The sequence below is a fragment of the Bacteroidota bacterium genome, from assembly GCA_023957335.1.
Lineage (GTDB): Bacteria > Bacteroidota > Bacteroidia > NS11-12g > UBA955 > JALOAG01.
Map to the genome: position 1 here is coordinate 554,042 of JAMLHC010000001.1, position 21,170 is coordinate 575,211.

General features: G+C 37.5%; 16 protein-coding genes. 10 read left to right on the top strand and 6 right to left on the bottom strand.

Annotated features, from left to right (window positions below):
• Window positions 1-31 precede the first annotated feature (31 nt).
• A complete protein-coding gene (locus M9892_02285) occupies window positions 32-3,814 on the bottom strand; it encodes a gliding motility-associated C-terminal domain-containing protein (GenBank protein ID MCO5253181.1) in 3,783 nt (1,260 codons plus the stop codon).
• 83 nt (window positions 3,815-3,897) lie between these two features.
• Here M9892_02285 and fmt point away from each other — a divergent pair, with 83 nt between their 5' ends.
• Entirely contained in the window at window positions 3,898-4,827 is a 930-nt protein-coding gene (fmt, locus tag M9892_02290) for a methionyl-tRNA formyltransferase (protein ID MCO5253182.1), read from the top strand.
• A gap of 45 nt (window positions 4,828-4,872) precedes the next feature.
• Here the strand turns inward: fmt and galE are convergent, their stop codons facing one another.
• On the bottom strand, window positions 4,873-5,901 hold the full coding sequence (gene galE / locus M9892_02295; GenBank protein ID MCO5253183.1) for a UDP-glucose 4-epimerase GalE: 1,029 nt from the start codon (window positions 5,899-5,901) through the stop codon (window positions 4,873-4,875).
• A complete protein-coding gene (locus M9892_02300; GenBank protein MCO5253184.1) occupies window positions 5,898-6,485 on the bottom strand; it encodes an N-acetyltransferase in 588 nt (195 codons plus the stop codon). Before M9892_02300 ends, galE begins: the two co-directional genes overlap by 4 nt.
• Window positions 6,486-6,586: 101 nt before the next feature.
• Between M9892_02300 and M9892_02305 the strand changes: the two genes are divergently transcribed.
• From M9892_02305 to M9892_02345, 9 genes are all read left to right on the top strand, one after another.
• Window positions 6,587-7,684: an AI-2E family transporter gene (locus M9892_02305; protein ID MCO5253185.1), complete on the top strand. Its 1,098-nt coding sequence runs from the start codon at window positions 6,587-6,589 to the stop codon at window positions 7,682-7,684.
• A gap of 36 nt (window positions 7,685-7,720) precedes the next feature.
• Window positions 7,721-9,124 (top strand): nodulation protein NfeD, encoded by a 1,404-nt coding sequence (locus M9892_02310; GenBank protein ID MCO5253186.1) that lies wholly within the window; start codon window positions 7,721-7,723, stop codon window positions 9,122-9,124.
• Window positions 9,125-9,204: 80 nt separating this feature from the next.
• A complete protein-coding gene (locus M9892_02315; GenBank protein ID MCO5253187.1) occupies window positions 9,205-9,588 on the top strand; it encodes a DNA primase in 384 nt (127 codons plus the stop codon).
• Between the two features lie 61 nt (window positions 9,589-9,649).
• Window positions 9,650-9,979: a hypothetical protein gene (locus M9892_02320; protein ID MCO5253188.1), complete on the top strand. Its 330-nt coding sequence runs from the start codon at window positions 9,650-9,652 to the stop codon at window positions 9,977-9,979.
• 111 nt (window positions 9,980-10,090) lie between these two features.
• Window positions 10,091-10,477: a hypothetical protein gene (locus M9892_02325; protein ID MCO5253189.1), complete on the top strand. Its 387-nt coding sequence runs from the start codon at window positions 10,091-10,093 to the stop codon at window positions 10,475-10,477.
• Between the two features lie 150 nt (window positions 10,478-10,627).
• Window positions 10,628-10,858, top strand: a complete 231-nt coding sequence (locus tag M9892_02330) for a hypothetical protein (GenBank protein MCO5253190.1) — start codon at window positions 10,628-10,630, stop codon at window positions 10,856-10,858.
• Window positions 10,859-11,039: 181 nt separating this feature from the next.
• On the top strand, window positions 11,040-12,950 hold the full coding sequence (locus M9892_02335) for a RecQ family ATP-dependent DNA helicase (protein ID MCO5253191.1): 1,911 nt from the start codon (window positions 11,040-11,042) through the stop codon (window positions 12,948-12,950).
• A 38-nt stretch (window positions 12,951-12,988) separates the two neighbouring features.
• Window positions 12,989-14,029, top strand: a complete 1,041-nt coding sequence (locus M9892_02340) for a glycosyltransferase (GenBank protein MCO5253192.1) — start codon at window positions 12,989-12,991, stop codon at window positions 14,027-14,029.
• A complete protein-coding gene (locus M9892_02345; GenBank protein ID MCO5253193.1) occupies window positions 14,016-15,164 on the top strand; it encodes a glycosyltransferase in 1,149 nt (382 codons plus the stop codon). The genes M9892_02340 and M9892_02345 overlap by 14 nt, the downstream gene beginning before the upstream one ends.
• Window positions 15,165-15,278: 114 nt before the next feature.
• Here the strand turns inward: M9892_02345 and M9892_02350 are convergent, their stop codons facing one another.
• The 3 genes from M9892_02350 to rpoC form a co-directional block, all read right to left on the bottom strand.
• Entirely contained in the window at window positions 15,279-16,196 is a 918-nt protein-coding gene (locus M9892_02350) for a DUF6089 family protein (GenBank protein MCO5253194.1), read from the bottom strand.
• 223 nt (window positions 16,197-16,419) lie between these two features.
• The gene (locus tag M9892_02355) at window positions 16,420-16,743 is read right to left on the bottom strand and encodes a DUF3467 domain-containing protein (protein ID MCO5253195.1); all 324 of its coding nucleotides are present in this window, start codon (window positions 16,741-16,743) and stop codon (window positions 16,420-16,422) included.
• Between the two features lie 77 nt (window positions 16,744-16,820).
• Window positions 16,821-21,167, bottom strand: a complete 4,347-nt coding sequence (gene rpoC, locus M9892_02360) for a DNA-directed RNA polymerase subunit beta' (GenBank protein ID MCO5253196.1) — start codon at window positions 21,165-21,167, stop codon at window positions 16,821-16,823.
• Window positions 21,168-21,170: the final 3 nt, after the last annotated feature.

A 21,170-nucleotide genomic window follows, 5' to 3' on the forward strand; every position in this document is an offset into this window, starting at 1 on the left:
TAGAAGGTTTGAAAAACAAGGATTGTCATTTTTATTTAAGCACCGTAACCGTGCCTTTCTGCATGTGATAGCTGTCATCCCAACCTGTATATGTAGCAATCCAAATAAATACGTTATCAAAAGGTTCATCTCCCAGATAATTACCATCCCACTGTTTGCCTTTATCATGGGTATCGAAAACCTTTTCGCCCCAACGGTTATATACTCTGATGTTAAACTCTTTGACAAAAACCGGCACAAATCCCCAGAGTTCATTAATACCATCATGATTGGGACTGAAAGCATTGGGCACGTGCAGCAAAGGAGGTTGAACCAAATAAATAGTATTGGACGCACTGACAGCATTGAATCTCTCATTAGTATCGCGTTGTTGATATGCATCCACACGGAAATAATATCCACCCCACCAATAATCCAAGTCCAAATCTCGATAATTCAGCTTGTTCTGATTTAAACTCACAATAGGTCTAAGAGTCCCGGTATCTACACTGCGATTCAACACATATTCTTTCACACCTGAATTCCATTTGCGATAAGGATTCCAATTCAAATCAAAATACCATCGTTCGGAAACACCTTGCAACACAATATTACAACCCATGTTTGATGTGTCACTGATATGCCCGCACTTATCCGTTATCTGTAAACAATAACAATAAGATTCCTTACTGACATCCAGCCGGTTATCTGTATAAATTGTATCATTGACATTGGCAACTTCTGCAATTTCTTTCCATGCAATTGCACCTTGCACATTGTGTCCTCTGTATAGTTTGTAGCTGCGGAAATCATCCTCTACACTTTTTGACCAAACCACCTGAACGCTTTTATTGTCATCAGAAACTGTAACGGTAATTAACTGACTTCCAACAATGGGCGATTCAAACTCATCTTTGGAACAAATCCTAAAATCAAGGGTATCTGTCATTCCGCAAATATTTTCAGTAACTATAAAATAGCAGTAGTTCTGACTTTTCAAATCGAGATTACTGTTGTCCATCACAAAGCCACCTTTGCCGTCCGTAATTGTTTTTATTAAATGGAGTGTTCCATCTGGATATCTGCAAATCAAATATGCTTTAGAGAAGTATGTTCCTGTTTCAAAGCTCTGCCATTCAACTTTGGTTTCATTTTTCACCAAGAAATCTAAACAAAGCACTTCCGGTCCGGGAGCCAAAGGCGGAGCTGTTACCAGAATTTTAATAATAGCAAACGCAGAATCACTATGCGGACAGCCACCATCTTCGATTTTAACCTTAATATAAATGGTATCTCCGGTCAAATGCGCACAATCGGGTTGCCATGTAAAATCAGCCCAAACTGTATCAGTAGAGGGTTTGCTTGATACCTGAATATGCGGGAAAGGCGCACTGCCATTGATAAAATCCGATTCAAAACTAAGATTCAATATATCTTCATTATCCGGGTCTGTGCCAAAGTAAGAGAATGTAAGAGTTTGAGCAACCATAACCGTAAAGAAAGTATCTTTCACAAGCGGTTTTTTATTGCGTGCATCCATGTCAAACTTAAAAAGAGCGTTGTTACAATTTGAACTCTTATTTACCTCGCTAAAAGCTCCTGTAGTTGTTGGAAACATACTATTACCACCGCAACCTGCACACACCGAATGATAAATCACTCCACGTGCATCAAAACGACTTGTTCCGCCATCCACGTGTTCATAAGCATTTACCATCGGTGATGATTTTCCACCTATATAAGTCCCGTAAATCAATTCTTTCATATCCTTAGAAAAAACTGCAAGCCAAAAATCCGAACCGTCAGTTGCTTTCTGAAATGCATCATTGCTAACCGGCATCAGGCTTGTGTTTCCTGTTCCAAAACCATAGAGGGAGTTAACCTTTCCTCCCCAGCCGGAAACATATATTTTTCCGCAATCATCAATTAGAAATGCAGTTGGTGCAATGTCCCTATTGCTTCTACCTGAACCAATGGTAGTAGAGAAGATGATACTTTTGAGGTCTTTTTCAAATTTTACTACAAACTGACTTGCACCATCATTCCGGAACACATTGCCCGTAACGGGAAACTTGCCCATAGTTTGACCAAATACATAAGGATAGCCCTCTTTGTCGGTTTTCACCATATAACTTTGGTCATACTCGTCAGTACCGATCAGTGTCCCCGCAATTAATGCGCCCGAGGTCCGATTAACACGAATAAGATAGCCATCCGGTTTGTCGTTCGGCATAGAAGAGCGATATCCACCAAGCCCATTCAGAAAAGCACCATTGTTAGTTCCGCCCGTAATAAAGACATCATTATCTGTTCCCAATGCTATTCCAAAGGCAGCATCAAAATTGTTGAATTGACCTATTTTTCCCGTACCAACATAACTGCTCCACAAGATTGTAGAAAGAGTAGGATTAAGTTTGATGGCAACTCCGCTTTGCGGGTTGTAATAACTGGATATAAAAGGTTTTACCAGAGGAAAATCAATAGAGGTCGTAGAAGATGCTATATAGACATTGTCAGTTTCATCCACAATAACTTCTCCCCTAAAATCGTCTGCATAGTTTGCCAACAAAGGCAAATCACCGACTGCATTATGTGTCAAATCCCCATTGATGCCATCATCTCCAATACCGCCCACCAAGGCTGAAGCTATCAATGCGGTACCATTAGGGTTAAAAATGGTAACAAAAATGTTATAGGTAGTAACGGGATTAACAAGCGGGTCGTAGGAAAGCAAATTTTGCGTCATCGGAAAATCACGAGAGCGTGTTGAACCTAAGACAATTAACTGATCCATGCTGTTCACAATCATACTGTGGGGTTGTTCATTGCTACTTCCACCTAAAAAAGTTCCAAATAACAGTTGCGAACCATCCTTTGAATATTTATGAATACCGCAATCCCTTGCCGGATAAGCAAAGCTACCATTTCCTCCCGGATTTTCATCTACTCCGCCATTATAGACAAGTTGATAAGCACCTGCACTCACAGGGAAACCTTTATCATTTGTAAAATTAAAGTTATAAACTGTACCTCCGGCATAACCATTACCGGCTAAGTCATAAGTGGCAGTAAACCCAAAATTGTCTGCATCAGAACCCGAATAGGTTGAAAACACAAGAATAGGGTCAATAATCAGCTTGTGTCTGCGGTTGAAACGCTTGCCAAACTTAAATCCCAACACATTGCCATCCAACGTAAACTCAGCAGGAACACTCACTTTCTCGGCATTAATTTCCTGATAAACATACGGTGGAAACTCGGTCATATTACCCAGACCGGTTTTGATTTCAAATCCATTTTCGGTTAGTTCGAGTTTATCCGCACCTTCGTATTGTATTCTAATTTGTTCCGGATTGCCTCCGGTTTTAACAATAAAATTATATTTAATCCCAAAGTCATTGTGCAAAATCTGCAAGTCAATATGAGGATATACTTCTTTGTAAAGCACTTGTTTATATGCCCTTAAGCCACTCCGCCATTGGTTGCGATTGTTGCTTAGGTAGTAATTAAAATAGGCTTCACTCGCTTCTGTGGTTTCTATCACAGGGTTTGGATTGGAGTTCAACAACTTGGACTTGATGACTTGCACGGGCAAAATAGTCCTTGCATGTCTGTCGTGTTGAACCTTGTGTAGCGAATCTGAGTTATACAAAATCCAAGTCATGCCTTGTTTTTCAAGAAAGAGAAAACCGCTTTTGATGACAGCTTTCATTTCAAAATCACCGTCCCATTGCCCTTCATTTCGCACAAAACCTTCTTGAGCCCTTGCAGTATTGCAATACAAGTTTGCAAGAATGATAAGAAAAAGGGTAAATATGCGTACTACATTCTGCATGAAAGAACAAAAATAGGTGATTTGATGTTTGGCTAATACATTTTAGATGAAATTCGCAGCCCGAAAGTTGTTTATAAACTACAATGGAATCTCCTTTACGTATAATCTTTTATGGCACTCCTGAATTTGCTGCTCATTCACTCCGCCAAATTCATGCAGCAGGATTCAACCTTGTGGGTGTAGTTACCGCACCCGACAAACAATCAGGACGAGGTTTGGCAATGCATAGTTCGGAAGTAAAGAAAACCGCAGAATCACTTGGAATTGAAGTCTTGCAACCCACTAATCTCAAATCTGATGAATTTCAACAAGAGCTTTCCAGACTCAAGCCGGATGTACAGGTAGTGATTGCATTTCGTATGTTACCTGAATCAGTGTGGGCGTTTGCACCTCACGGCACTTTTAATCTGCACGCCTCGCTGTTGCCTCAGTACCGAGGTGCTGCTCCTATCAACCATGCTATCATCAATGGAGAAACTGAAACCGGAGTTACTACTTTCTTTATCGAAAAGGAGATAGATACCGGTAAAATTATTTTGCAAACCAAAGTTGCTATCTCTCCGGAGGATAATGCCGGCACACTGCATGACAAACTCATGCGGGCGGGAGCCGACTTGGTTATTCAGACCTTGTATGCACTCCAAAAAGGACAAGTCATCACACACACTCAAAGCACTGAAATCACATCGCTCAAACCGGCACCCAAGATTTTTTCGCAGGATTGTATGATAGATTGGAACAAACCCGCTTCTGAACTTAGAAACTTCGTGCGTGGACTATCACCTTATCCAACCGCAAAGACTAGTTACAACAACAAACTTTATAAAATTTTTGATATCCAAGTTGCAACGGATTCATCTATGAACAAACTACAACCGGGTGAATGGAAAGTAGAGAAAAATCAACTTTATATTGGTACGCAGGACCATAATGTAATTGTCAAAGAAATACAGCAAGAAGGCAAAAGAAGGATGAAATCCGAAGAATTTTTAGCCGGCTGGCGTGAGCATTAATATTGAAAAGATAAGAGAATATAGGTATTTAGTTGCTCTATGGGTTTAGAGTTCAAATCCTTTCCCTAATTTTTGTTGCCATCTCCATGCGGATATCAACATTTCAGCTAAGTTTCGTTTGGTTTTCCAACCCAGTATTTTATTTGCCTTTGCGGGATTAGCCCAAACTTGCTCCACGTCTCCTTCTCTTCGAGGTCCATAGATATAATTCAGTTTCTGCCCGGTTGATTTTTCAAATGTTTCGACTACTTCTGTAACCGAATTACCTATTCCGGTTCCCAGATTATACACTTCAAAATGTCCATCTGTTGCCCCAAAATCAGGCTTGCTCAAGCGTTCAATAGCTAAAATATGTGCATCTGCCAAGTCGCACACATGCAAATAATCTCTGACACAAGTTCCGTCCGGTGTGTCATAGTCTTTGCCGTGAATGGTAAGTTCTTGTCTGAGTCCGGCAGCAGTTTGAGTAATATAAGGCACTAAATTATTGGGAACTCCCAAAGGCAACTCGCCAATTTCAGCACTTGGATGTGCACCAATAGGGTTAAAATACCGCAGAGATACTACTTGGAATGACTTATCATCCTTGAGGATTTCCTCACAAATTTTTTTTGTATTTCCATAAGGCGAAGTTGGAATTGCTACGGGTGAATCTTCTGCTACAGGTAGTTGTTTTGGTTGACCATACACAGTACAAGAAGATGAAAAAACAATTTGATTACAATTAAATTTGTGCATCACTTCCATTAGTGAAATTAAGCCACCCACATTATTTCTGTAATAGAGTAAAGGCTTTTGTACACTTTCTCCCACAGCTTTAAATGCTGCAAAATGAATAACGGACTGTATCTGATGTTTTGCAAAAACAGTTTCTAAAGCCTGTTTATCATTCACATCAAGCTGATAATAAATGACTTTTTGATTTGTTATTTTTTCGATTCCTTTCAACACATCCACGGACGTATTGCTCAAATTGTCAACAATCACAGGCACATAACCTTTGGCACACAATTCCACCACCGTATGCGAACCAATAAAACCCAACCCTCCCGTAACTAAAATCTCTTTACTCATTTGATTCTGTGAACTTTTCCGTTTTTTAATTCATATTGCTGACCGCTTTCAGGACACGAAGCCAAACCGTTGTTGTCAAATTTAAGTTTGTGTCCATATTCACTCATCCATCCTGTTTGTCGTGCCGGATTGCCTACAACAAGTGCAAAGTCCGGGACATGTTTGGTTACTACAGCACCCGCTCCTATAAATGCAAATTTTCCAATATCATGTCCACATACAATCGTGGCATTGGCTCCAATGCTCGCTCCTTGCCCTACATGGGTCTTTGCATATTGACTTCTCCTATTGACCGCACTTCGAGGGTTGATAACATTGGTAAAAACCATAGAAGGTCCAAGAAAAACATCATCATCGCAGACAACTCCTGTATAGATAGAAACATTGTTTTGCACTTTTACATTATTGCCAAGTACAACTTCTGGCGAAACCACCACATTTTGTCCAAAATTACAGTTTTTGCCAATTTTACAGTTTGACATGATATGGGTAAAATGCCATATTTTAGTTCCTTCACCAATCTCACAACCTTCATCCACAACAGAGGTTTCATGGGCAAAGTAGTTTTTTTCTTTTGTCTGCATGAGGTGCAAAAATAGTTAATCGGTTTATAGAAAAGCCAAAGTTTATGCCTAACACAAAAAACAATTATTTAAGTTTGAAGCATCTAAACACAATCTCTGATATGTTAAAAAACAACAAATGGATTCTTTGGGTAGTTGCCATAATTCTCATATACTTCAGTTTTGCCTATCTGTCCGATGTTATAATGTATGTATCAATGGGATGCATCCTTGCTTTTATTGGCAGACCTTTAGTTTTTTTTCTTTCAGAGAAAGGTATTGCCGGTATCAAAATCCCTCGTACACTTGCTTCCTTCCTATGTCTTGCAGTTTTTGGCATATTGATCATTGCGCTTGCATTACTTTTTATTCCCTTAGTTTCAAAACAAATTGCTTTTTTCTCTACTCTTGATTATACGGCTTTGCTGGCAAGTTTGCAGTCCCAAACTACCGGTTTGATAGCCAAACTGCATGCAGTTAATCTCTGGCCCGACTCGCAAGATTGGAGCAGCATGATTAATCAAGTGGTAGGGTTATTTTCTGCCAAGGAAATCGGAGGGTATTTTGGTTCTGCTATCAATATTTCATCCAGTATCTTTATTACCTTATTTGCGATGTTTTTTATTGCTTTCTTTTTATTAAAAGATGCCACACTCATGAGTGAGGTCATTTATGCTTTGACTCCCGACAAACATATTGACAAAATGAAAAATGCAATCATCAATATCAAAGAATTGTTGTCGAGGTATTTTATAGGTTTACTCATACAGATGAGCGTTATTTCATTGATGGTTTGGGCTGGGCTTGCCATGATTGGAGTTGACAATGCATTAGTTTTAGGAATCATCACCGGACTTCTCAACCTGATTCCCTATATTGGTCCTTTGCTGAGTATTATCTTGGGAGTTTTGTTAGGTTTAACCTCAGCTTTGGCACTTCATTCGGATGTAAATTTCGGAATATTTACCTTAAAAATATTGGCAGTTTACCTTGTAACACTTACTATTGACAATATTATCACCCAACCTATTATTTTTTCAAAGAGCGTGAAAGCACATCCACTCGAAATTTTTCTCTTAGTAATGATTGCAGGCACTTTGTTCGGAATTGTGGGAATGATTGTTGCGATTCCTGTTTATACAATCATCAGAGTAATTGTGCGCGAGTTTTTTCCTGAATTAAAAATAGTTCAAAAAATGACAGCCTCAATGAAGAAATGACCTGTTTGTAGCGTCAAACCTTTTATCTTTGTAACTATGTATCGCAAAATCTTATTACAACTCATAGTTGCCATAAACCTATTATACGTTCCTGCTGTTAATGCCACAGACACATCCAAAGCCAAAGTAGTTGTATTTGATATCAAAGAAGAAATAGCACCATCCGCAACCCGACTTGTAAGCAAAGCACTTCAGATGGCACGAAAAACCCATGCCGATTTGATTGTAATCAATATGGATACTTATGGCGGCTTAGTAGATGATGCTGATTCCATTCGCTATGCAATTCTAAATTCAAAAATTCCGGTTGTAGTTTATATTAACCCTAACGCTGCCTCTGCGGGAGCACTGATATCCATTGCTTGCAAACACATCTATATGTCCAAAGGAGCCAGTATTGGAGCCGCAACGGTCGTAACCCAAGAGGGCGCTGCAGCACCTGACAAATACCAGAGTTATATGAGAAGTATTATGCGTTCAACCGCTGAAGCACATGGGAAAACAGTAAATTCTGTAGGGGATACTATATGGAAACGTAACCCAACCATAGCAGAAGCTATGGTAGATCAGGATATTGAAGTGCCGGGTGTCTCAGCCAAAGGCAAAGTCATAACTTTTACACCGGAGGAAGCTATGCAATATGGATTTTGCGAAGGGATAAAAGGAAGCATAGATGAGGTTATCCAAGCCGAAGGAATCAGTCACTATTCTATTATAAAAGTAGAAAAAAGCACGATTGACATCATTTTTGGATTCTTAAAAAATCCTGCCGTAAGCGGGGTATTGGTGCTGCTAATCATCGGAGGCATATATTATGAATTGCGCACTCCGGGTATTGGATTCCCCATTGTCGTATCTGCTATTTCGGCTTTATTGTATTTTGCACCTAACTATATAGACGGGTTGGCAGAAAATTGGGAGATTCTATTATTTATAGCAGGTGTTATTCTTTTACTCATAGAGCTATTTGCCATTCCGGGTTTTGGGATTATTGGGATATTGGGTATTGTGGCAATACTTTCAAGTTTGGTGTTAAGCCTTGTTCCCAATGATGGCTTTGATTTTACTATTCAAAGCCCCTCTCAGATAGGAAATGCTTTCTTAACAGTCAGTGTAGCTATTGCTATTTTAATCAGCATATTGATATATTCCGGTGTGTCATTGCACAACTCTCCCATATTAAAGATGGTAAGTTTGGAATCAGATTTGGCTCAATCCAAACAAGAGAGCATAATTGAAGAGGATAGTATTAAGGCAGGCGATATCGGCATTGCTTTTACAGATATCAAACCGCAAGGTAAAGCGATCATGCAAGACAAAATTGTGCCTGCACATTCTATATACGGATTTATATCCAAAGGGGCAGAAGTAAAATTCATCCGAAATGAGGGCAATAGTTGGCTGGTAGAAAGTCGTTTGTCGGAAAATATCGATAGTTAATCCATAAGAAAAAAACAGCGAATCTTCGTAATAATTTTGAATAGTTATTTGAACTCTGTTAGCAAACAGGAATTAGAGAAATGGAGAAAAAGCGCGTTATCATTGACTATAGTGTGTTACCTAAGGACATCTTAGCAAAAATGGAAGAACTCTATCCCGATGGATTTGAGAACGATGTTATTCGATTTCCAAATGCAAAAGGAGAGTTTGTGTATGCTGTCAGAGTAGAAACCGACACTACTATTTATTTGGTCAAAGTAAACAAACAAATCCAAGAGATGATGGAAGAGTATGACGAAGAAGACTATGACAATGATGAAAAAGACGTAAGTACAACATTAGCCAAAAACAACATACCAAAAGGGGTCATACCCGATGAAGAATTGGAAGACGATGAGGAGGAAGATGACTATGACAACTCAGAAGATGTGGGCGATGATGAGGATGAAGATGACGATAATTAGTTAAATTTGTGCAATCCGTTACTGAGGGATATTTGCATCTCTTGAATAAATACTAAGCACCATGACACAATCAATTAAAACAGAAGCAGGTATTTTGGCTCTCGCCATCGTACTTTATGTTTCCATGTCTGTATTTCACATGAGTTCATTGTTGTATATTGCTTATGTGCTACTTGCCGGACTTTTCTTCTTTCCGGGCAAACTACTCCTAACCAAAGAAAAAATGAAAATCGACATGGTGCTATCATTCTTGTTGCTCTGTCATACGGTAACTTTCGTATTTGTTTTATCTGGTGAGTGGCAATGCAAGAGAATCCATGAAAATAACAGCTGGTATATACATGCTGCTGAACATTGTCTTTGTGGTATATTTCAGAATCAAAAGAGATGACAAGCATTTTGTGCTACACCTGTTAGCACAAATCTTGGTAGTATTCAGCTATCCCTGGGCTTAAACCGGCATAGATATATAACGTATATTTGCAAGCAGAATAATGCTTTTATGACAAAAGCACTCAAAATAGAATCATTGCTTTTTGTATTTGCTATTGTTTTTTATATAACGATAGCTGCCTTTAATCTAAGTTTCCTATTTTATCTGATTTATGTTTTATTAGCTTCATTGTATTTCTTTCCTGCCAAATTCCTTATCTTCAAAAACAAGATAACATTAGAGATATTATTGCCATCAATAGTTCTCTGCTTTACCCTTACACTTTCTTATGTACTTCATCTTGTAGGCAGAAACAATACTGCAACAATAGTTGCATTAATACTTGGCATTGCAAATATTGGCTATTTAGTATATTTCAGAACAAAACGAGATGACCTCTATTTTGTCCCTCATATACTTGCAAATTGCTTATTAGCAACAACCTATTTACCTTGAATATTATTCACTTTCATATTATTCAACATCACTAATCTTATTTTTGCTGTTATGAAAGAAACAAAGATGGTATTAAGAATTACAAGAGTATTATCTTGGCTTTCTCTTCTCCTCTTCACAGCATATCAAATAGTGTACTTATTCATTCCCATGCAGATCAAAATCAAATTAATTCAAATTCATATTTCCTATTATTTATTGGCACTTATGGTTGTTGGACTTGCTGCTTTTTATATTGGGACATCACACGCAAAAAGATTAAACACAAGCTTTGGGGTTACTGAGACGATTACAAAATGGCTCTACAAAATTAAATGGGTGATAGTTGTATGTACTTTCCTTGGTATCATCATAATACTGTATCAGAAATATACTTCATAAAAGGGGCTATTAGTAATGATTCAATATGTCTGATGCACGAGGGGCTACTTCCTTATTTGTCCATAAATCAATAAAATTCTGATTCTGAGGACACTTGCGCCCAAAATGAGGATTACTCTTAACAAAGCCACTACGTGTATCTTCTATTTTTGACTGAACATAAATATAAGATACGCTGAGTTTGAATCCAAAAGATATACTCTACCAATATTGGGGTTACGACAGTTTCAGACCTCAACAAGAAGAAATTATCCGTTCTGTCCTAACAGGGATAGACACACTGGCTTTGCTCCCTACCGGTGGTGGAAAATCTATCTGTTTTCAGGTGCCGGCATTGTTGCAAGACAAACTTTGTCTTGTAATCTCCCCCTTGATAGCCCTGATGAAAGACCAAGTAGAAAACTTGCAATCCAGAGGTATCAAGGCGCAGACACTCTTTTCAGGCCAATCACTCAAGGAGCAAAATGCAATTTTAGAACAAGCTGTCAACCAACAATTAACCTTTCTTTATATCTCACCCGAACGCCTATCCTCAGAAGATTTTAGAGGCTGGCTTCGCAATATGGATTTGAGCCTACTTGTGGTGGACGAAGCCCATTGTATCAACCAATGGGGCTACGATTTCAGACCCGAATATTTACAAATTGGCGAGATTAGAGAACAATTTCCGGAAGTGCCTGTTTTGGCGCTTACTGCTTCCGCCACTCCGGCAGCGATAAAGGATATCATCAAATCACTAAAATTCAGACAGGGTGAAGTTGTTTATAGAAGAAGTTTTATCAGAGAAAATCTGGTTTATTTGGTTAGAAAAATTGAAAACAAGAATTACAAAATTCTTGAAATATGTAACAAAATAGCAGGCACGGGAATCATATATACACGCAATAGGCGCAGGACAGAAGAACTTGCTCTATATCTCAAACAGAACCAAATCAGTTGCGATTTTTATCATGCCGGTCTCAGCACCGAAGAACGCAGCCAAAGACAAGAAGACTGGATTAAGAATAAAACACGCATCATTGTTTGTACAAACGCATTTGGTATGGGCATAGACAAACCGGATGTACGATTTGTTATACACTACGAACCACCGGACTGCATTGAATCGTACTATCAAGAAGCCGGCAGAGCAGGCAGGGATGGGCTTAAAGCCTATTGTATCCTATGTTATTTTGATTCGGATACAGAAGATGAAAAAAAGAAAATAACCGAACAATTCCCTGATGATAAAACACTCAATAAAACCTATCAGAATGTATGTAATTATCTAAAAATCATGGTAGGCAGCGGGCAAGGAATCCGCTATGATTTTGACATCAATGCACTGTGTCATGAATACCGTATCCCCATACGCAGTACGCACTTTGCGATTAGTTTATTGCAAAAATTGGAATATCTGGAAATCAAAGAAAATGGCATCATTACTAGTACACTTAAGATATTACTTTCCCCTCAGGAACTCTATAAACTACAAGTAGCAAACGAAGAGTACAACCGTCTATTTTTGGCTCTATTACGCACAGACGGTGGATACTTCGACTTTCACACTCCGGTTAATGAACTGAAAATTGCACTGTTGCTCAACATTACGCCCCATAAGGTATCTGAACTACTGCTCGCTCTGCATCAAGAGGAATATATTGATTATCAAGCTAAGACAGCCACACCACAACTTAGCTTGCTTGCGCCAAGATTTGATAAGATAAATCCTGATCGCAAGTTTATCAATAAACTTCAGACAAAGGCTATAGATAGATTTGAAAGTATGAATTCCTATATTCATAACGAAAAAATCTGTCGCAATCTCTTTATTGCCAAATACTTTGGAGAAAATATTAAATACAAATGTGGCAAATGCGATGTCTGCATAGAGAATACAAGACAACCCCTGAGCGAACAACAATTTGAACACTATCGAGTGTATATCAAGGAAAAACTCACACTGGAAAAACAAAACTTTCAGAGTCTTAGACAAGGGATAAAAGACTCCGAGTTACGTGAATTTATGACTGCATATAACTGGATGTTGAGCAATAATTGGATTGACATAAACAAGAAAGGATTATTGGAATGGAAAAACAGAAGAAGATAATATTCACTGTTACCAATGATCTAAGCTATGATCAAAGAATGCATAAAATATGCACTTCCTTGACAGACGCAGGATATAGCGTATTATTGGTAGGCAGAAAACTATCCCATTCAAAGCCTTTACCCTCACTCCCATTTGAACACCAAAGGCTTAAATGTATATTCAATAAAGGTTTTCTATTTTATTTAGAATACAATATCCGTTTGAGTTTCTTTTTGTTATTCCACCCCTTTGACATAGTATCATCCGTTGATTTAGACACAATTTCTTCATGTGCTATCATAGCGAAAATAAAAAGGAAAAAACTTGTTTTTGATGCACATGAGTATTTTACACAAGTTCCGGAAGTAATTGCAAGAAAAAGGGTTCAAAAGATATGGGCATGGATAGAGAAAACATTTGTCCCTATGTCTGACCTATGCTATACAGTAGGCGAGAAACTTGCAGAGAATTTTTCGTCACGCCTGCATTGTAAATTTCATGTAATCAAAAATGTCCCTGAATTAGCCCCGGAAACATTACAAGCTGAATTATCGATTCCGGAGAAGAAATTTATCCTATATCAAGGTGCACTAAACCAATCACGGGGTATCGAAAACATGATTTTAGCCATGCAACAATTAGACATTGCATTTCACATTGTTGGCGAAGGTGATTTGAGTGATACTTTAAGAAAACTTGTAATAGATAATCATTTGGAAGACAAAGTGTTATTCTTTGGATATATGCCTCCGTCAGATTTAAGAGAATATTCTCGCAAAGCCTATTTGGGGCTGAATGTATCCGAAAATAAGGGACTTAGCTATTTCTATTCGCTCAATAATAAATTCTTTGACTACGTGCATGCCCTTCTACCGTCTCTACTCAACAAATTCCCCGAATATGAACAGCTTAATTCAGAATGTGAAGTTGGAATATATACTGAATCAAGCGTTGACAACTTGGTTGCTAACATACGCTCTATTCTTGACAATAATCAATTTTATTTAACACTAAAATCCAATTGCCAAAAAGCTGCAATGCTTTGGAATTGGGAAAACGAAAAAAAAAAACTAATCCAATTATATGATAACCTTTGAAGACCACTATGTTCATATTGTGAGTTTTGACGTACCCTATCCCGCAGATTATGGCGGAGTAATGGATGTATTTCACAAGATTCGAACCCTATCAGATTGCAATATGAAGATAATACTTCATTGCTTCCAATACGGGCGTGCACAACAAAGCGAACTAAATAAATATTGCGAAAAAGTATATTATTACCCTCGCAAACGTATATTCAATCCTATGAGAGGCACATTACCCTATATTGTAACCTCCAGAGAAAACACAGAACTATTAGACAATCTATGTAAAGATAATTACCCCATTATTTTTGAAGGAATCCATACCACGTTCTATCTCAATCATCCTGATTTAAAAGACAGATTAAAAATTATTCGCAATCACAATATTGAACACGAATATTATTCAAATCTTGCTGAGGTGGAAAAAAATTACTTCAAAAAGAAATTCTTTAGGAAAGAGGCCGTACGTCTAAAAAATTACGAAGTCAATCTCATCAATGCAAATTATGTATTAGCAATCTCGCAACAGGACACAAGCTATCTGAAAAGTAAAGGAATAAATGCCCGGTGGGTATCTGCATTTCATCCTAATGATTTTGTTGATATTAAATCCGGAATAGGTGCTTTCATTTTTTATCACGGCAATTTGGGTGTTCCGGAGAATAATCATGCTGCATTATATTTAGTCAAAGAAGTTTTCAAACTCATTAATCTGCCTGTAATCATTGCCGGAAGCAATCCTTCATCTGAATTAAGGAAATCTATCCGTAGATTATCTCATGTAACATTGAAAGATAATCTAAGTAATGAAGAAATAATGGAGCATATCAAAGATGCACAAATAAATGTTTTGGTTACGTTTCAAGCCACAGGAATCAAGCTTAAGCTCTTGAATTCACTTTTCATAGGGCGACATGTTGTGGTAAATAATCCAATGGTTGAAAACACCGGCACAGAATCTTTATGTCATATTGCCAATAATCCTTTTGAATTAGCTGAGATAATTTTTAATCTTTGGGAGAAACCGTTTAGTGAAGGAGAGAAAAAGGAGAGAAAACTACTCTTGGAAAACAAGTTCAGTAATGCAGCTAGTGCAGAAAAAATTCTTGATTTACTGCGAAGAGATGAGAAAGTCAGAGTGTAGTTATATTCCTAAAGGAGAAATTAAGTAATACAAGTTAATGACTTGTTAGAACGCTCACATACTAATATTACTACAACAATTAACTATCTACAGTTATGATACTGCAAGATATTTTTAGAACTCCCAACAGTGTCCTTTCTTAAATCTAAAGCCACCACGTCCCTTAGAGCCGGAACCAAACCCTAAATCCATTACGCTTCTAAGAGGGTAATCAAATTTAACAAGGATAAAAAAGAAATTATCCATATCCTTAGGGTCGCCTCTAATTGCGCCCGGAGCTTCGAATCCAGGTATAGTGCTCTTTGTGTTATTAACCCATTCAACAGCTTGTGCTCCACTAGAGTTAAATAATTTATTTCTATCCGGGAAAACCGTGCTAACATCATCAATAAAATCAGTAAAGTTAGCTCTTGAGTTAATTTCAAAACCCAGATATCCGTCTCCCACTCTAAATCTATAACCTAAGCCAAATGGCACATTCACAGATGTGTTTTTATAGGGTTTGAGGTCATCTCTATAATTTTGTCCCTCAGTACCGAGGGGGCGAAGTTTGAGCACTTCACCATTCAATCTTCCTTTGGGTTCAAAGTAAAAATATCCAATTCCTCCATATATGTAAAAACTACCGGATTTGTCATAGCGGCTTCTTCCATTATGACCAAAATGCAACTCAAAGACTGCACTTCCTTCTACAATGGGGCTAAAAAAATTAGCGTTTCTGCCTTGTCTTTCGATATTGTCAGTGTACTTGTCATCTCCTGCCACTCTAGCGTATGCAATATTGGTTCTAAACGCAACTTTATCTCCCAAAAAAACTCTAAACCCTCCAAGTAAAGAATATCTTGTAGTAATTAAGTTTAAATCCGATATGTCATTCGTACCTCTTAAGGGTTTCCCACCCAAATCACCCAAAAAGTGACTTGTGCCTGCAGCCGCAACAATTTCAAATTGAGCAAAGGAATTTTGTGTACAGAATAGGGTACACAAAAGGGTAGTGCTAAAAAATATAAAACTACGAAATCTATTTCTCATTCTATTTTGTTTTGTCATTATTGACAATCAACTAAATTACAATTAGCCAGTTGCAAAAGTAGTTTGTAAAATTATAAAACAAAAATAATAATACCATTTTACTTAAAAAACTGACGAGCATGTCTATTACACAAGCATTTCCATTATTCACATTATATGAACACCTAATAAACATGCCTATATTTTACAAGATATTAAGAACGAACAAACAATAAAATATATTTTATGCCTGCCCTGTCATACCACCAAAATTTATAGGAAATCCTGGAGGATTGTTGTTACTTTCTACTTCACCAAAGTTATCTTCAAATCGTTTCATATTGTCTGTCAAAGCTCCCAACAACCTTTTTGCATGTTGTGGTGTTAGAATAATTCTGGACTTCACTTTGCCTTTAGGAATCCCGGGCAGAATTTTCACAAAATCAATAACGAATTCCGAATTTGAATGTGTAATAATAGCCAGATTTGAATAAATGCCCTCTGCTACTTCTTCTGAAAGCTCAATATCAAGTTGATTTTGAGCGTTGTTATTTTCCTTTTTTTCCATATTTATGAGTAATTTTATTTAGACAAAGAAACCCACCTTTGAGGTGGGTTTCAAAAAATCAATTTATTATTGAGATATTAGTGTGAAGCAGATGACACTGTTTCTTCCCTATCATGACTATCTGTACTATATGAGTCATTTTTAGAAGCTAACAACATTTCATATTCTTCTTTTGAACCAACCACAATATCATCATATTCTCTTAATCCTGTTCCGGCAGGTATGAGATGCCCTACTATTACGTTCTCTTTCAATCCTCGTAAGTCATCAACTTTACCAGAAATAGAAGCTTCATTTAACACTTTCGTTGTTTCTTGGAACGATGCAGCAGACAAGAAGCTTTGAGTTCCCAACGATGCTTTAGTAATACCTTGAAGTAAAGGTGTCATGGTTGCTGCTACAGCATCTCTTACCTCTATTTGCTTCATATCCTGTCTCTTCAATTTCGAGTTTTCTTCACGTAATTCTCTCAATGAAACGACCTGACCTGGTTTCATAGTAGTTGAATCACCTGCATCTAATACAACTTTCTTATCAAAAATTGCATCGTTTTCTTGATTAAACTCCCACTTTTCAACCGATTCACCTTCCAATAAGATAGTGTCTCCGGACTCAACAATTTCAACCTTTTGCATCATTTGGCGAATAATAATTTCAATGTGTTTATTATTGATTTTTACACCTTGTAATCTATACACTTCTTGGATTCCATTGAGAATATATTCCTGAACCGCAGTAGGACCCTGAACTCTCAGAATATCTTGAGGTGTAATTGCGCCATCTGAAAGAGGATTACCTGCTTTTATAAAATCACCATCTTGTACATAAATATGTTTAGACAAAGGTACTAAGTAGCGTTTTACATCACCTTCTCTGGACTCGACTACAATCTCTCTATTGCTTCGTTTGATACCACCATAGGTAACAACACCATCAATTTCTGACACAACAGCGGGATTAGAAGGGTTTCTTGCTTCAAACAACTCAGTGATACGAGGCAAACCTCCGGTAATATCGCTTGTTTTGCTGCCACTTCTTGGGATTTTAGCAATAATATCTCCTGCTTTAATCTTCTGACCATCCTCAACAGACAACCTCGCACCAACCGGAACGTTAATTTCCTTTAATAGATTGCCTTTCTTATCGTTGATACGAATAATTGGAATAATTGTTTTGTCCTTACTGTCAACAATTACCTTTTCTTTAAATCCTGTTTGATCGTCCACTTCTTCTTTGAAAGAAACCCCGGACTCAAGACCAAAGAACTCAACAAGTCCATCCAAGTCAGACAAAATGATGGCATTGTATGGGTCCCAAGAGCATATCAAATCGTTTTTAGAGACTTTTTGATTGTTTTTAATAAACAAAGTTGAACTATAGGGGATATGATATGTTGTAATCAAAGCATTTGATTTAGGGTCATGGATTCTGATGTCACCCGAACGACTAATCACAATTTCAACGGTTTCGGACTTACCTGTTTCATCTTCAACCCTTTCAGTTTTAATTGTTTTAATTTCATCAAATAAAGCAATCCCTTCATATTTAGTTTTGATTTCGGATTCTGCTGCAATATTGGATGCAGTACCTCCCACGTGGAAAGTTCTCAATGTAAGCTGAGTACCCGGTTCTCCGATAGATTGAGCGGCAATTACACCGACAGCTTCTCCTTTTTGAACCATTCTATTGGTTGCCAAATTACGCCCATAACATTTTGCACAAACTCCGGAATGAGATTCGCATGTCATTACTGACCTTATCTCAACCTCTTCAATATTGGCTTCTGTAATTTTCTTGGCAGCATTTTCATCAATTTCTTCACCGGCAGCAATAATAAGTTTATTAGTTTTCGGATTATAAATATCGTGTAATCCTGTTCTACCTAAAATTCTTTCTGATAAAGATTCAATAACTTCATCATTATCTTTAAGCGCAACCATGGTTATTCCACGTAGAGTTCCACAATCACTTTCTGTGATAATAACATCTTGTGCAACATCATGCAAACGTCTTGTCAAATAACCTGCATCAGCTGTTTTAAGTGCGGTATCTGCCAAACCTTTACGTGCTCCGTGCGTTGAGATGAAGTATTCCAATACGGAAAGTCCTTCTTTAAAATTTGCAAGAATTGGGTTTTCGATAATCTCTCCTCCGCCACCACCAACGTGTTTGCGAGGCTTTGCCATCAATCCTCTCATTCCACCCAGCTGTCTAATTTGTTCTTTTGAACCTCTGGCACCTGAGTCAAGCATCATATAAATAGGGTTAAATCCTTGTCTGTCCTCACTTAATTGTTTCAATAAGATATCAGACACCTTTGAATTTACTTTAGTCCAAATATCGATAACCTGATTATAACGCTCATTATTAGTAATAAATCCATTTGCGTAGTTCATGGTTACTTCCTCTACTTGTTGACGCGCTTCCTCAACAAGAGTCTTTTTCAAATCCGGAATTTTAACATCTGAAATACTAAAAGATAGACCACCTCTAAATGCATAATAGAATCCCATATCTTTGATATTATCTAGAAAATCAGCAGTAACTTTGATACCGCATGTTTGCACCATTTCTCCAATAATATTTCTTAAGGATTTCTTGGTCAGTGTTTGGTTAATGAAACCCATCTCCTTTGGTACAACTTGGTTGAAAAGTACACGTCCAATGGTAGTTTCAATATACTTATTTTCAAAAACATCGTTTTCCTTCACATTTGCTTTGATTTTAATCCAAGCGTTTAGGTCTGCACGTTTTTCATTAAAAGCGATGATTACTTCTTCAGGTGAATAAAAAGTCAATCCTTCACCTTTAACGGGTGAACCGGCAATTGATTTTTTACCTTTAGAAATATAATAAAGTCCCAGAATCATATCTTGAGAAGGTACAGCGATTGGCGCACCATTGGCCGGATTTAAGATATTATTAGGAGCTAACATTAGCATTTGTGCTTCTAAAATAGCAGCATTACCTAGTGGGACATGGACAGCCATTTGGTCACCGTCAAAGTCAGCGTTATATCCTGTACACGTTAACGGGTGAAGTTGAATTGCCTTTCCTTCCACAAGTTTAGGTTGGAAAGCCTGAATTCCCAATCTATGCAGTGTAGGAGCACGGTTAAGCAATACAGGATGACCTTTCAATATGTTTTCAAGAATCTCCCATATAACCGATTCTTTTCTATCCACAATCTTCTTTGCAGATTTAACTGTTTTAACAATACCTCTTTCAATGAGTTTGCGAATAATAAAAGGCTTAAACAACTCCGCAGCCATACCTTTAGGAATACCACATTCATTGAGTTTGAGTTTAGGTCCAACCACAATAACAGAACGACCTGAATAGTCAACCCTCTTACCCAAAAGATTTTGTCTGAAACGACCTTGTTTTCCTTTAAGCATATCACTCAAGGACTTAAGTGGTCTGTTTCCGGCAGTTTTCACAGCATTAGCTCTTCTTGTATTATCAAGCAAAGAGTCAACTGCTTCTTGCAACATCCTCTTTTCATTTCGTAAGATTACATCAGGAGCTTTGATATCTACAAGACGTTTTAACCTATTATTTCTAATAATTACTCTTCTGTAAAGGTCATTCAAGTCAGAAGTAGCAAATCTTCCACCTTCCAAAGGAACCAAAGGTCTCAGCTCTGGAGGAATAACAGGAAGATTGCGTAAAATCATCCATTCAGGTTCATTCTCACCTGTTTTTTGAGATGCTCTGAACGATTCGATTACTTTCAATCTTTTAAGTGCTTCGGTTTTTCTTTGCTGACTGGTTTCATTGGCAGCCTGATGTCTTAATTCATAAGAAAGTTCATCTAACTTAAGTCCTTTCAATAATTCCTCAAGTGCTTCAGCTCCCATTTTTGCAATAAACTTATTAGGGTCTGAATCGTCAAGATACTGGTTTTCTTTAGGAAGAGCTTCAATGATATCATTGTATTCCTCTTCAGTAAGGAAATCTAACTTATTGATATCTTCTTTGATACCGGGTTGGATTACTACATATCTTTCATAGTAAACCAGCATATCTAATTTTTTAGAAGATAACCCTAATAAATAACCTATTTTGTTCGGTAGTGATTTGAAATACCAAATATGAGCAACGGGAACAATCAATTCGATATGTCCCATTCTTTCACGTCTTACTTTCTTTTCGGTAACTTCAACACCACATCTGTCACACACAATTCCTTTGTAGCGAATACGCTTGTATTTACCGCAATGACATTCATAGTCTTTAACGGGTCCGAAAATTTTCTCACAAAATAAACCACCCATCTCAGGCTTAAATGAGCGATAGTTTATGGTTTCCGGCTTAGTTACTTCACCAAATGATCTTTGTAGTATCATTTCGGGAGAAGCCAAACTGATTCTTATTTTACTAAAGTTAGCATTTAGTTTTGGTGTTTTTTTATTTGTTTGCATTGA

What these genes read in the sequence shown, in the direction of transcription:
- M9892_02305 (MCO5253185.1), top strand. Translation starts at nt 6,587, where the DNA reads ATGTTAAAAAACAACAAATGGATTCTTTGGGTAGTTGCCATAATTCTC.
- M9892_02340 (MCO5253192.1), top strand. Translation starts at nt 12,989, where the DNA reads ATGCATAAAATATGCACTTCCTTGACAGACGCAGGATATAGCGTATTA.
- M9892_02315 (MCO5253187.1), top strand. Translation starts at nt 9,205, where the DNA reads ATGGAGAAAAAGCGCGTTATCATTGACTATAGTGTGTTACCTAAGGAC.
- M9892_02285 (MCO5253181.1), bottom strand. Translation starts at nt 3,814, where the DNA reads ATGCAGAATGTAGTACGCATATTTACCCTTTTTCTTATCATTCTTGCA.
- M9892_02350 (MCO5253194.1), bottom strand. Translation starts at nt 16,196, where the DNA reads ATGAGAAATAGATTTCGTAGTTTTATATTTTTTAGCACTACCCTTTTG.
- fmt (MCO5253182.1), top strand. Translation starts at nt 3,898, where the DNA reads ATGGAATCTCCTTTACGTATAATCTTTTATGGCACTCCTGAATTTGCT.
- M9892_02330 (MCO5253190.1), top strand. Translation starts at nt 10,628, where the DNA reads ATGCAGATCAAAATCAAATTAATTCAAATTCATATTTCCTATTATTTA.
- M9892_02320 (MCO5253188.1), top strand. Translation starts at nt 9,650, where the DNA reads ATGACACAATCAATTAAAACAGAAGCAGGTATTTTGGCTCTCGCCATC.
- M9892_02325 (MCO5253189.1), top strand. Translation starts at nt 10,091, where the DNA reads ATGACAAAAGCACTCAAAATAGAATCATTGCTTTTTGTATTTGCTATT.
- M9892_02355 (MCO5253195.1), bottom strand. Translation starts at nt 16,743, where the DNA reads ATGGAAAAAAAGGAAAATAACAACGCTCAAAATCAACTTGATATTGAG.
- M9892_02310 (MCO5253186.1), top strand. Translation starts at nt 7,721, where the DNA reads ATGTATCGCAAAATCTTATTACAACTCATAGTTGCCATAAACCTATTA.
- M9892_02300 (MCO5253184.1), bottom strand. Translation starts at nt 6,485, where the DNA reads ATGCAGACAAAAGAAAAAAACTACTTTGCCCATGAAACCTCTGTTGTG.
- rpoC (MCO5253196.1), bottom strand. Translation starts at nt 21,167, where the DNA reads ATGCAAACAAATAAAAAAACACCAAAACTAAATGCTAACTTTAGTAAA.
- M9892_02345 (MCO5253193.1), top strand. Translation starts at nt 14,016, where the DNA reads ATGATAACCTTTGAAGACCACTATGTTCATATTGTGAGTTTTGACGTA.
- galE (MCO5253183.1), bottom strand. Translation starts at nt 5,901, where the DNA reads ATGAGTAAAGAGATTTTAGTTACGGGAGGGTTGGGTTTTATTGGTTCG.